This is a genomic window from Wolbachia endosymbiont of Diaphorina citri, from assembly GCF_013096535.2.
Lineage (GTDB): Bacteria > Pseudomonadota > Alphaproteobacteria > Rickettsiales > Anaplasmataceae > Wolbachia.
In genome coordinates, this window is record NZ_CP051265.2 from 863,809 (window position 1) to 877,014 (window position 13,206).

At 33.6% G+C, this 13,206-nt stretch carries 12 protein-coding genes, 1 tRNA gene and 1 pseudogene; 2 read left to right on the forward strand and 12 right to left on the reverse strand.

The window, feature by feature from the left end; all coding sequences use genetic code 11:
- Positions 1–272: 272 nt before the first annotated feature.
- Positions 273–884, forward strand: coding sequence for an AI-2E family transporter (locus HGO49_RS03890; RefSeq protein ID WP_017531926.1), 612 nt, complete (start codon positions 273–275; stop codon positions 882–884).
- Between the two features lie 79 nt (positions 885–963).
- On the opposite strand, the gene dapA is transcribed toward HGO49_RS03890, so the two are convergent.
- From dapA to elbB, 9 genes are all read right to left on the reverse strand, one after another.
- Positions 964–1,851, reverse strand: a complete 888-nt coding sequence (gene dapA / locus HGO49_RS03895; RefSeq protein ID WP_026092622.1) for a 4-hydroxy-tetrahydrodipicolinate synthase — start codon at positions 1,849–1,851, stop codon at positions 964–966.
- Between the two features lie 9 nt (positions 1,852–1,860).
- Positions 1,861–2,343 (reverse strand): single-stranded DNA-binding protein, encoded by a 483-nt coding sequence (gene ssb, locus HGO49_RS03900; protein ID WP_017531924.1) that lies wholly within the window; start codon positions 2,341–2,343, stop codon positions 1,861–1,863.
- A 68-nt stretch (positions 2,344–2,411) separates the two neighbouring features.
- A tRNA-Arg gene (locus tag HGO49_RS03905) sits at positions 2,412–2,485 on the reverse strand.
- A 12-nt stretch (positions 2,486–2,497) separates the two neighbouring features.
- Complete coding sequence (locus tag HGO49_RS03910; RefSeq protein ID WP_010407002.1) at positions 2,498–3,286, reverse strand: hypothetical protein; 789 nt, start codon at positions 3,284–3,286, stop codon at positions 2,498–2,500.
- Positions 3,283–3,891 carry a hypothetical protein gene (locus HGO49_RS03915; protein ID WP_017531923.1) on the reverse strand — a complete coding sequence of 203 codons (609 nt, stop codon included), beginning with the start codon at positions 3,889–3,891 and terminating at the stop codon, positions 3,283–3,285. The genes HGO49_RS03910 and HGO49_RS03915 overlap by 4 nt, the downstream gene beginning before the upstream one ends.
- A gap of 4 nt (positions 3,892–3,895) precedes the next feature.
- Positions 3,896–5,335 (reverse strand): hypothetical protein, encoded by a 1,440-nt coding sequence (locus tag HGO49_RS03920; protein ID WP_017531922.1) that lies wholly within the window; start codon positions 5,333–5,335, stop codon positions 3,896–3,898.
- 270 nt (positions 5,336–5,605) lie between these two features.
- Positions 5,606–6,532 (reverse strand): 4-hydroxy-3-methylbut-2-enyl diphosphate reductase, encoded by a 927-nt coding sequence (gene ispH / locus HGO49_RS03925; RefSeq protein WP_015588050.1) that lies wholly within the window; start codon positions 6,530–6,532, stop codon positions 5,606–5,608.
- A 58-nt stretch (positions 6,533–6,590) separates the two neighbouring features.
- Positions 6,591–6,899, reverse strand: coding sequence for a hypothetical protein (locus HGO49_RS03930; protein ID WP_015588049.1), 309 nt, complete (start codon positions 6,897–6,899; stop codon positions 6,591–6,593).
- 137 nt (positions 6,900–7,036) lie between these two features.
- Entirely contained in the window at positions 7,037–7,735 is a 699-nt protein-coding gene (gene elbB / locus HGO49_RS03935) for an isoprenoid biosynthesis glyoxalase ElbB (RefSeq protein ID WP_017531921.1), read from the reverse strand.
- A gap of 141 nt (positions 7,736–7,876) precedes the next feature.
- Here elbB and HGO49_RS03940 point away from each other — a divergent pair, with 141 nt between their 5' ends.
- Positions 7,877–8,881, forward strand: a complete 1,005-nt coding sequence (locus HGO49_RS03940) for a glycine zipper family protein (RefSeq protein WP_017531920.1) — start codon at positions 7,877–7,879, stop codon at positions 8,879–8,881.
- Positions 8,882–8,962: 81 nt separating this feature from the next.
- Here the strand turns inward: HGO49_RS03940 and HGO49_RS03945 are convergent.
- From HGO49_RS03945 to gyrA, 3 genes and pseudogenes are all read right to left on the reverse strand, one after another.
- Positions 8,963–9,447 (reverse strand): annotated as a pseudogene (locus tag HGO49_RS03945) (transposase); the annotation flags it as partial.
- Between the two features lie 360 nt (positions 9,448–9,807).
- Positions 9,808–10,407: a ubiquinol-cytochrome c reductase iron-sulfur subunit gene (petA, locus tag HGO49_RS03950; RefSeq protein WP_017531918.1), complete on the reverse strand. Its 600-nt coding sequence runs from the start codon at positions 10,405–10,407 to the stop codon at positions 9,808–9,810.
- A 94-nt stretch (positions 10,408–10,501) separates the two neighbouring features.
- Positions 10,502–13,204: a DNA topoisomerase (ATP-hydrolyzing) subunit A gene (gyrA, locus tag HGO49_RS03955; protein WP_017531917.1), complete on the reverse strand. Its 2,703-nt coding sequence runs from the start codon at positions 13,202–13,204 to the stop codon at positions 10,502–10,504.
- Positions 13,205–13,206: the final 2 nt, after the last annotated feature.

Sequence of the window (13,206 nt, forward strand, 5' to 3'; positions counted from 1 at the left end):
TTTTCTGTTTTACAATAGTTTTAGAGTTGAGGTTATAGTACTTAGAAAGTTTACATTGCTTTATGAATTGTCTCTGTTGTTCTGATATATCCAGTAATCATAAGTTCTCCTTTAATGGCATTTTGTTCTCATATTTTATATACCATTACACTCTGGGACCATACATATAAGGCTAAAGTGTGCTGAAAGTCAATTAAAATTACTTAATACATTGACTATATAAACTAAAAATGCTAGTATTATATTATTAATTTTAAGTAAGAGTACATACTATGAGCTATACAAGAGAACAGTTAAAAGAGGCAATGCAAGCAAAAAGTAACCTAGAAAAGAAAATTGAATCAAAACTGGAACTAGGATTAGTAATATTAATAAGAGTAGTAGCAGTACCACTAATACTAGGAATGGCAGCTGTTACCGGGTCTCTTGCAGGTTTAGCTCTAAGTTATGTTAACTTGCCACCTCTCATTGCAGGTGGAATCATTGGTTCTGCAATGTCATTAGTAGGCTTAATCAAGGCTTGTTTTTTCTCAAAAACTACAAATCTCAACGATATACAAGAAGGCATGTCCAAAGAACATGAACAAATTTTGAGAGAATATAGCAACAGCGCTGAATATAAAATTAAAAATTATGCACATACTATCAGTAGTATTGGTGTTTCTTTTGGAGTTGGAGCAGGACTAGTTGCTCTTGGTTTTACATCACCAGCAGCTATAGGTGCTTTAACTTTTGTAGTGAGTATGATTCCTTATATTTCTTTAAGTTTCTTAATTGATAAAGCAATTGAGTGCTTTTTTCCAGAAGGAAATAAACAGCCAGGTAGCTCAGTTGATAGTGATGTGAAAATTGTTGATGGGGATGTGTGCAGGAGAGTATTTTAAGAGACGATAGATAGAAGTTTTTGAAGAGGATTTAGCCCATTTTTTTGTGTTAAGTATAATTGAATTATCAGCTTAATTCCTAATCCTGCATAGCTAGTTGATTTTCCCATCCAAGAATCATTTTATTAGCTTGCCTCAATGTTTCAATAGAAGGCAAATCTTCTGTGCTGAGTGGTAGGCGGACAGTTTTGTGTTCTATGAGCCCAATGTCATGCAAAAGTGCTTTAGTAGGTATTGGATTGCTGGCAGTAAATAGAGCTTTGCAAGCTTGTTGCCAACTGTCTGCTTGAGGGTTCTTGCCGCTCATGCATTGCTTAACATATTCATGTACTACACTTGGCCAAACATTGGCAGCAACAGAAACCAGACCAGCCGCACCCTTAGCAGCCATATCAAATATCATATTATCGTCCCCACAAAACACCTCAATATTTGGTGCAACTTTCTTATACTGAGTTAAAGTATCAACGGTGCCACTTGAATCTTTGATAGCCCAAAATTTTTCGTGGCTGGATAAGTTGCGTACAGTTTCAGCGTGAAGACTCACTCCTGCTCTTGATGGAATATTGTAAAGCATGGCTGGCACATGTGCTTTTTCAAGCAGCTTTTCAAACCATAAAGTTTGCCCCATGATTCCAGGCTTTGCATAAATGGGAGTTGTCATTAGATAGCCATGAATAGGCATACCCTTGCAAAAATCAAGCCATTCAAGAGTCTGATATAGATTCACTCCTGGTACACCAATTATAATTTTCGTATTTAATTTTAGCTCACATACAAATTCAACTAATGTGCGCTTTTCAGAATCAGTAAGTGATAAGCTTTCACCTGTGCTACCTAGCAACACTACACCATTTTCAGCTTCAGCTTGCATTGTTAGTAAACGCTGCAAGCTTTGGTAATCTATACTATCTCCACTGCAATTAAAAGGAGTAACACAAGCAGTCCATAAAAATGTAGATTTCAATTGAAGTTATTAAAATGGTATTTCATCATCGATTAGTTCGTCTTTTATATCGTTGTCAAAACTTCCGTGTTTATCTTTTTGTTCTGTTTCATTTTGTTTGTATTCACTTGGCTTGTAATCAGAGTTTGACATACTGTTTCGTGAATCTAAAAGGGTAAGGGCACTATTAAAGTTATACAGCACCACCTCTGTCGTATGCCTTTCGCTACCATTTTGGTCAGTCCATTTTCTAGTTCTCAGAGAACCTTCAACGTAAACTTTACTACCTTTGCGCGCAAAATCCTTAACAATTTTTACTAATCCTTCACTAAAAATTACAATATTATGCCATTCTGTCTTTTCAGAGCGCGTACCAGAAAATTTGTCAGTCCAACTTTCAGATGTGGCTATCGAAAAACTTGCCATCTCTTTTCCATTTTGTGTAGTCCTAATTTCAGGATCTTTTCCTAAATTACCAACTAATATGACTTTATTTATAGTACCACTAGACATAATTATGCTTTAAAATAAATCCCTTTATTATCTTACGTGAGAGTATTATTGTCAAATTTAATTAAAAACGCGCTTGGAGGGATTCGAACCCACGACCTTTGCCTCCGGAGGGCAACGCTCTATCCAACTGAGCTACAAGCGCAGATGTATTAGATTATTTAATAGATAAACTATCTAAATCAAATTTTTGTTCTGGATAAAGCGTAAACATAATACCTCCATGTCCAAAATGTACATTTTTAGAATTGCTTATCCGTTCTTTTGTTATCTTTTGGTTTACAGCCCATGAAAAAGTTACATAATTTTCAGTTACTGAGTGCACTTTTAAATCCTTAGTATTTATAAACAACTTTCCATTTACCCATATTTTCCATGTATCGGGGGAAAAGTATAAAATTGAATCTAAACTGACTACTTTACAATTGAAATTTTCTTCCTCTGTAACTCCTGAAGACTGTAAGTTAAACTTTTCCATCTCACTAACTATTCTATTAACCTGCTCTTCATCAAAAAAAATGCTTTTTATGCTACCATATTGCGATAAAGTACTCTCTGCTGCCTCTTTTATTATATCGTCTCGATCTATATAATAATTGTTGATAAAAAAACACTCCTTCGCACGCAAATTTGCTATATCAATGAAGTCATTTATTTCTTGATTTCCAACTTTTAAAATACTTTTTAAGTACTTCTTTTCTATAATCATTCCATCATTAGAATGATGACAGACCATTTCATCATTGCCTTGTCTTTCTATATATACACATAAATTTTCACTATTTAACCCTAATATTTTATGCTCAATAAAATCTTCATTACTAATATGCTGTTGGCAAGAATATTTTTTACAAATCCCTATATTTTCTACAAGATCTTCGCAATTGCAATATGCACTAAAATTAAAAAATAGCAGCGTAAAAATAAAAAACAACTTTATATTCATCTACTTAATATGGTATACCAATCAAAAACTATACTAGCTCTCACTATCTCTATCATATTACCACTTAAAATCTGGTTTATAACTTTAGCATCTATATTTCTCTGCTTATTCAAGGTAAGAGATCTGATCATAACATAACCAGGAAGATTTGGAATAGACTGTAGAAATAAAAAAATATGCTTATCGCTAATTGAGCTTAAACTTAGAACCACTTCACTTCTTATTACTTTTGTATGTTCACTTTTATTGTGGAGTTCAGCTTCTTCAGGTATAGAAATTGATATTTCAGGTTCTAACATGTAGTGTTTTTTATATAGCTTGTTAAGCTCAAAATTTAAATTTGTAATGTATCTGCTACTATGTAAGTTTGAAGAAGAAATTCTTTTCCATAAATCTAGGTTTTTATTTAGAACGACTTCTTTATTTTGAATTTCAATGATCTGTAAATTAATAGAGCGTATTTCCTCAGCTGCAGTTTGATTTTTATTATAAACCTTTTTGTTATAGATAATAAAACACGTTGATAACCCTATTAATACAATAGATAACAATAAGTAATATATGCACTGAATTGTAGCTTTTCTTTTTAGTTGAGAGATAGTCATCAATCTACATTGCCTCTCCTATTTCAACATCAATAGATAGATTTTTCTCTTTAGTAGTAGGTAAGCTAGAAATACTAATATCATGAGTACGGAAATTATCGTTTAAATTTTTCTGTAGTTTCTCATATTGATAAGAAATGTCTTTACCAGATTGAAAATTAAACCTTAAAGTTGTGGTAATATAACTTTTTGCCTCATTATAATTCCACTCAAATAATTGAAGCTCTACATCTGGTACTTTTAGCTTTTCTACATACTTAACTTGTGTGAGAGGAGAGTACTCTATTTTTGATAAAATATTATTGATATTAATAAAATCGTAAACTTCATCTATCTTTTTTACATTATAGCTTTGGCTAAGTTTTATTAGTTTGTTATTTAAAGCACTCCGCTTTGCAGATAAATTATCAGCAATATTAAAATTCGAATACAAATTCCGCAAACAAAAGGTGTTAATTACAATTAAAGTCAAAAGGAGGTATAGAAAAATCCGAGGAGAGTTTAAATAAAGGTAATTGAATAGATAAAATTCTTTAGTTTCTTTTGTATTAAAAACATCTGTTGGCTTATTCTTAAAGCTATGGAACAAAATTATGGTATCACAAAAGCTATCTTTTTCGCTTATAGCTAATTCTGCTACCAATAGTTTACCTAGCTCATATGGAGTCAATATGTTCACACTATTCTCTGAAAAATTTATAACTGATAAACTAGATTTAATAGCTTCTGATACTATGATGCAAAGGTCGATAGGGTCATTTTTTTCAAATCCAAACTTAGTTAAAGATTGAATTGTATTTTTCACTTCTTGATATATTTCACCAGCAATGATTCCTGGTAAATTATCATCAGTAAATGGTATTAAACGTGTAAATATCATTTTGTTCTCTTTAAGAACCACTTGTCTATAGCCACCTGTTTTAGTTGCAGCAACTATAATTTTCCAGTTACTAGGATCTTTGTGTAGAATCTTTTTTGCTATACTGACTAGTTCTATAGGAAACATTAATATTCCTTTAAAGTTAGAGCCTATTTCAACAAACACGTCCAACCAATATTCTATTAAATGATTTGCTTTTGATGAAACAAATAGATACCACCAGTTTTGATTAAATTTATTCGGCTTTTCGACCAAGAGAATAGAATTTATATCGTTATTATGAGCAAAATGCTCTACTTTTGTTTTTGCTGATAGATAAGCACTAATCCTATTTACTCTTGGGATAGACTGTAGCAAATAGTTCTGATCAGTGTGATTGAGAACCAGATATAAGGGTGCTTTTTTATCTGATGAGAGACATGAAATTAAATCAGAAACAACTTTATTATTTTTGTCCTTAGCAAAATATCTTTTATTTAAAGTATCATTTTTAAAATATAGTAACATTGTGCCTTCTTTTCCTATAGAAAGCATAAACTTACTTTTGGGTTTTGACCCAAACATATTAACAAAGTGTATACTCATCTAGAATTAAAAAGGTAATTTATTGAAATTCATTAAACATTAGATGACAATATTACTTATATTATAAGTTTTTGATAAAATTAGTAGTAATATTAACCCTTTTGTATGATGAAGGTTTTTTATATTTGTGCTAGACACAACTTAACCTGACAAACGAGGATTAATTATATCTCAGCTTGATATTTTATTCTCCAACAGACTGAAAATTGAATTGAGCTAAAGACTTGATTTGACGCACGTTGTTGCACATTACCATTTAGTATACTTGAACTGAACATTTTCAGTGAATCCATCTGGCATGACTGAAACTTTTGTATTCATATTTATTTTTAAGTAATTTACTAGCTCATCAACTAATATATCAGGAGCAGAAGCACCTGCAGTAATTCCTATTTTTTCTGCGCCCTGCAACCAATTTTTGTTCATACATTTATAATTATCAATCAAATAGGCTCTTTTTCCTCTGGAAATACACAGGTCTAATAAACGGTTTGAATTTGAACTGTTTTTGCTTCCTACAATTAACACTACGTCTGTAATTTTAGCCAATTTTTTAACAGCGTTCTGCCTATTTTGTGTTGCATAGCATATATCTTTTAAGTCGGGGCCTGTAATGCTTGGAAATCTGAGCTTCAGTGTAGCAATAATTTCTTTGGTATCGTCAATACTTAACGTGGTTTGTGTTACATAAGATAAATTATCTGGATCTTTGATTTGTAAATTGTATACGTCTTGCATAGTTTGCACTAGAGATATAGGATTACTTACTCTTCCCATAATTCCTTTAACTTCTGGATGATTTTCATGTCCAATTAGAATTAATTCTTTACCACTATCCTCATACCTTTTTGCCTCTTTATGTACTTTGCTAACTAATGGACATGTTGCATCAATCACTTGAACACCCTTTCTTTTTGCCTCATCCTCTATACTTTTCGACACTCCATGTGCGCTAAAGATCAATATCCCTCTATTGTCTTTAATGTCTTCTATGCTGCTTACAAAAACCACTCCTTGTTTCTTGAAGTCCTCTACTATATACTTATTATGAACGATTTCGTGTAGTACATAAACTTGGCGTTCATTTTTGTATTTCTCTAAAGTGATTGCTAATATGTCTACAGCTCTTTTAACCCCTGCACAGAAACCGCGTGGTTCAGCTAAGATAATCTCCATTTTTTAAGTAAGTATGCAAACATTGCTAAAAAGTAAGCTCCGCTCACTATGTTTCATATCATGACTGCTTTACTATAATTTCAAATTTATCATTACCAAGATTCTTATTAATATACCAGGAACCGTCATCTTTAATTACAAATTCAGGACCCTTGAGGTCTCTTGTTATTGTCCTTCCATTTTGGTCATCCATGGCAATATGGATATCGAATGTAGCGATGTCTAGATTTATTATAGCTTTTTTCCCACTGTATGAATTTAGACTAAACTTGCCCAACATGACATCATTAATACTCACTTCTCCTGCATAAGTATCACACTGACCATCTACACAACACTCACTTTCAATATAAAAAAGGTCTGACATATTTATATCTATAAAAAAAAGAACTAAACTTACATACTAAATATAGCTTAGCGTTAATAAGCAATTACAGATTACTTTGGCTACAACAATAATGCAACTGAAAGTATAACATAATTAATTGTATAAGAAACTACACTTTAGAGAAATGGTTGTTTGGTTTTTTTATTAATTTTTTTCACCATACTGTCAATCATGTGTTTTATTCCTTGATATACAGAGTGTGTACTTTCATCACTACGCATATAAGCAGAGCAGGAAAATATATTATGCTTTTCGTCTTCTATTGATAGCTTTGTATCGCATGTTATATGTTCGCCGCCGAGCTTCTCTATCAACTGGTCTTTGTCGTCTCCTATAGTTACCTTAATCTTACTTTCTTCTTTACCTATCTTGCTACTTAAAATTAAAACAATAATGGCTGGAGATATACATATAGTTCCTATTGGCTTTTTTGCAACAAAGAACTCTGAGACTAATCTTTCAAACTCAGGCATTACTGTTTTATTTTCAGCCAAGTCAGATAAATTTTTTGCAACTCCATATCCACCAGGTACGACTAGCATGTCAAAATTTTCAGCTTTAGCTTCTCTTAAATCATTTATCTCACCTCTTGCAACTCTTGCTGCTTCTACAAGTACATTCCTTTTTTCTTTTACTGCTTCTTTTGTTTTGTGATTCATAACTTGTGTAATATCAATGTTAGGAGCAAAACATGTGACTTCAACTTCCTGCTGATCAAGCACAAGCAGAGTTAAGACCGCTTCTCTCACTTCTGTGCCGTCGAGGTGGCCGCATCCTGATAAAACCACAGCGGCTCTTAATTTTTTCTCACCCATAAAATACCTTGATTTCATATAATCTAGGTATTGTAATACAAATTCCATATTTGGAAAGGAGTAATTATTTTATGTTAATTATAATATAATTAATAATTAGTATATATAATTAGGCATATTTATAATTGATGCGAGTTAAATATGGTACAAGGTGGTACAACACATCCAACCAATTTGGATGTGTTAATTGAAGATGTAGTAAGATATATTAGTGGAAAAAAAGATTTGTTGCAAGCATTCAAGACTCTATTACAAGCAAATGAATTTGTAAAAAGCGGTGAAATTTTTAATGAATCAACCATCAAACATGTGTTTCAATTGCTGATGCAAAATCCAGATCTTTTGAAGAGCACAATAGATATTGTAAAGGAGCATCTTGAGAAAGACGATAATCAATTAAAAACACTTCTTGAACAAGTAAATAAAGTAAAAGGCATGGAGAAAGAGCTTGAAACTTTAGGCAATCAACTGTTAGCTCAAGGATTGATAAGTGGAGCAGCAGTGACAACACTAACAGGTGCACTAGCAGGTTTATTAACAGTAGGAGGAGTGACCGGTGCATTAATTGTTGGTGTAGCAGCATTCGTAGGGTTTGTAGCACTAGTTGCTATAGCTGCTATCGGTTATGCTATATATCAGCATAGAGGTGAGATAAAAGAAGGTGCGATTGCAGTAGGGAAAGCAGTGAAAAGTTTTGTGAAAGATTTTATCGATAAATTCCCTACAATTCAAGCAAGAGAGAATAATTTTGGAAAGTTAATAAGCAATTTGAGAAAACAGGTTCTTAAAGCTAATGACGAAGAAAGAACAATCCTTAAGAATAAAGTACAAATAATAGAAATGCTTCAAAATGAAGGGCAGCGATCTGCTATACAAGAGTTAGTAAAGGATAGAGAAATTAAAGAATTTTCAAAACAGAATATGAACAAACTTCTGGAAAAGGGCATCAGTACTCATGAGGAAGATAGGGAGAAACTTGTAGGTTTTATGAGTGAATTTCAACCTGCAATTATGGCCATTGGTGATAATGACATAGAGAAGGTAAGAGAAAAAGTTAATGAGAAAGTTAAACAAATGAAGCCAAGTCCTGAAGTGAAGAATCCAAGTTCTGAACGAGTGAGTGAAGAAGGGAAAGAAATGAATTGATACATTTGAAGAGCATTTTGATGTGAAAATTACTATCGAAAGGGTGGCACGCTACTTTTTGGGAGTGTTCAAACCGGATTTTTAGTTCAACTCAATTTTTAATCTATTAGGAAAGAAAATATTGAGCTGAGAGATAGTTAAAAGGCAAAGCTGTAGTCCATTTTTGCTCTGTCTTTTTATAGCACAATATACCAACTTGTACAAGCTGGTAAATGAACCTTTGGTTTTAGCAAATTTTCTTCCTCGATAGAATTAGTGGAGCCGCCTAACTGGCCCTGAATACTAGACAAATTTTTCCAATTGTTTTGCCACGATTTTATGACCAAAGGATATTTTTTACCCATCAGCTCAAGCAAATAATTTTCAGCGATTTCTTTACTTGAAGCACGATATATTTTTTTTAATCATTCATGAAAGTTTTTGCTACTTCAGTGAATTTCTTATCTGATGTACAATACATTTCTGCTTTAGCTATTTATAGCTGCAGGAAAACTTTTTAACACATGCAATCAGAATATCCTCTATTCCTCTCTCTCTTTTAGGTCGTTTAACACTTCTAACCAGAACCTCACTTTCAGCTTTTTCTTGCTTTACCATATCTCTTCCCCTCTTGTCTCTATCTTTATGTATTAAGCTATATAACTCAAAATCTTGATAAAATGCAGAAAAGTTTTTTTAATTTCAGCTCCATCCTCGAAGAGTTAGAAAATAACTTTAAGCAAGTTAGTCAGAATTTTTCTGACGCAAAGGAACAAGTTTTAAATTTAGCTGTCAACTCTGAAGATTTGGCAGGCAAGTTTCTTAATTATCACCCGAATATGTGCATAGTATAAAATTAGCTTGATAGACCTCAAGAGCTTTGCCCATGAAACCAGTGTGCTTCTTAAAATACAATATACTTTCGTTACTTTAATTATGAAAATCCGTTAAGCCTTCTTGCCAATTACTACAATATTTTCACTTGGAAAAAAGTAGTCAGGTATAGCCATGTTTTTTGGTGCAGGACCGCCAATTACTCGGCCTGATGTGTCATAATATGAACCGTGACAAGGGCAGAACCAACCGTTGCCGTCTTTTGTAGCGTGATCAACTGGTACACATCCAAGATGAGTGCATATTCCAATCATAATTAACCATTCATCTTTCCCTTTGTATACTCTTTTTTCATCTGATTCAGGATCTCTCAAATTTTCTGCATTTATGGCTCTTGCAGCCTCAATCTCTTGTTTTGTGCGCTTGCGGATAAATACTGGCTTACCTTGCCATTTTACTTTTTTTCCTTGTCCTTCTTGAATGTCAGATAGATTAACCTCAACCGTAGACATTGCTAAAACCTCAGCAGAAGGATTCATAGACTTAACCAATGGCCAAAAACCGCTTGCAGCTCCTATACCTGCCATGGCACACGTAGTTAATGTGATAAAATCTCTTCTACTCTTATTTTTGGCAAAATCTTTAACAAGAGATGTTTTTTTATTCTTCTCATTCGTCAATGATTTTTTATTTTTAGTTAACTTCTTATCCATCAATCTCTACTTGAACATAGACATATATTTTAATTTAAATATTATAGATTAATCAATAGAAATTTGCACTGTTTGCTTAGCCTTTGCTACATAATTAAGAAGAAGTAGCACTTTCAACCTCAGGCATATTCTCTTCAGTGGAGCTAGGATCTTCAATTTTTGCTACCGATACCACCTTTTCTTTATTTTCTGTTTTAAACAGAGTAACTCCCTGAGTGCTGCGTCCTGCAATTCTAATTTCATTAACCGAAATGCGAATTAACTTTCCTTTATCTGTAATAAGCATTATGTTGTCATCCTGCTCAACTGGAAAACTAGCAACAACATTGCCATTTCTACTAGTAGTAAGGATATTTGTAATACCAACACCACCTCTACCTGTTACCCTATATTCATATGCAGAAGTTCTTTTACCAAAGCCATTTTCAGTAATAGTTAATATGAATTCCTCATTAAGTGCGAGTTTTGAGAATAATTCGTTCTTTATTCCTAAATCATTCAAAGTTTTTTCTGATTTAGAATCAATTGAGTTATTGGTTGCAGCTTCCATCCTTTTTGCAAGCGGAACTCTTAAGTAAAGTTCTTTTGTTTCTGTTGCAATACCTATGCCGTTTAGTATGGTCGTGGATATCACGCTGTCATTTTTTGCAAGTTTGATACCTCTTACTCCATCTGAATTGCGACTCTTAAATTGACGCACATCGCTTACAACAAATCTAATGCTTTTTCCAAGCGTTGTTGAAAGTAGAACGTGATCAATTTCGCTACATACTTTAACTGACACTAATTTATCCCCTTCATCGAGCTTTATTGCTATTTTTCCATTGCTTGGAATATAGTGAAAATCCGCTAAGGAGTTACGCCTTATGTTCCCATGAGCAGTAGCAAAAACTATATTTTGATTTTCGTCATTCTCACTTGGAAGCGGCATGATGTTAGTTATAGTTTCACCATCGCTAAGCGGGAATATATTAACAAGCGCTCTTCCACGTGCAGTTGGCTCTGCAAGAGGCAGTTTGTAAACTTTTAATCTGTAAACTCGACCGATATTAGAAAAGAATAAAAGGCTAGTATGAGTATTTCCAACAAATAATTTTGTGATTACGTCCTCCTCTTTTAATCCCTGTCCTAGCTTTCCTTTTCCACCACGATGCTGGGTTCTATAGTGAGAGAGCTTCACACGTTTGATGTAACCATTCATAGTTACGGTCACTACCATATCTTCTTGTGGAATTAGATCTTCAGCTTCAATGTCCATGTCTGATTCTTCTATTGAAGTTCTTCGAGGTACGGCAAATCTATTCTTTATTTCTTGTAAATTGTTTTTTATTTCTTGCATCAATTTCTCTTCTGAGCCAAGAAAAGCGATATATTCTTTTATCAGGCTAAGCATTGAATTTAACTCATTTTCTAATTTGCTTTTTTCAAGGCCTGTTAAGCGTTGCAATTTCATATCAAGAATAGCTTTTGTTTGCAGCTCAGTTAATCTATACACTCCATCTTTCAAAAAGCTCATACTGTCTGAGATTAATTCAATAATCGTGTTTATTTCAGCTGAGGTTTTCCATTCCTTGTTTAAAAGCTCTCTGCTTGCTTCTTCAGGATCTTTTGCACCACGGATGATTTTTATCACTTCATCTATGCTGAGGACCGCAATGTAGAGCCCTATGTATATATGAGCTTTTTCTCTCGTCTTTTTTAGACGAAACTCTGTTCTCCTGATTAGTACTTCTTTTCTAAAGTCAATAAAAGCAGCTATGATTTCTTTCAATGACATCAAAGCAGGCCTGTTGTTGTTCAGAACTAAAGTATTAACACTAAAGCTACTTCTCAGAGGAGTAAGTCCTAGTATTTGATTCAATATAAAATCTGCTTCAGTGTTTTTTTTGAGATCAATTACTACTCTAATACCAGACTTATCAGACTCATCCCTAATCTCTGTTATGCCCTCAATTCTTTTTTCTTTTGCGAGCTCGCCTATTTTCTCAATTAATTTTACTTTATTTACTTGGTAAGGTATTTCATCAATAACTATTGCTTGTCTATCTTGTGGCAGATTTTCTATATGAGTTTTACCCTGAACGACAATTGAACCTCGGCCTTTAGCAAACGCTGATCTTATTCCAGATCTGCCAAGAATTATTCCTCCCGTTGGAAAATCCGGCCCTGGTATTACTTCAAGCAACTCATCTAGAGTAACTTCAGGGTTATCTATATATAACATGCAAGCATCAATTATCTCACCAAGATTATGAGAAGGAATATTGGTTGCCATACCAACTGCAACACCACTTCCACCGTTTACCAACAGATTAGGAAATTCTGCCGGCAATACGACAGGCTCCGTTTCATTTCCGTCGTAGTTTGCCCTAAAATCAACTGTATCTTCATCAATATCATTCAGTAAAAAATGCGACACCCTGTGGAGCCTTGCTTCTGTATATCGCATTGAAGCTGGCGGATCTCCATCTATCGAACCAAAGTTACCTTGCCCATCAATAAGTGGTAAAAGAAGAGAAAAATCTTGAGCCATCCTGACCAAGGAATCGTAAATAGCTGCATCACCATGTGGGTGATATTTTCCCATTACATCTCCAACTATACGAGCTGCCTTTTTATATGGCTTACCTGCATCGAACCCAGCTCTTGACATTGCATATAATATACGCCTATGTACAGGTTTAAATCCATCTCGCACGTCAGGTATAGCTCGGCTTATGATTACACTCATTGCGTAGGAGAGATAAGAATCTTCTAGCTCTTTTACTATCGAAACTGGTACTATATTGTCTTGCATTT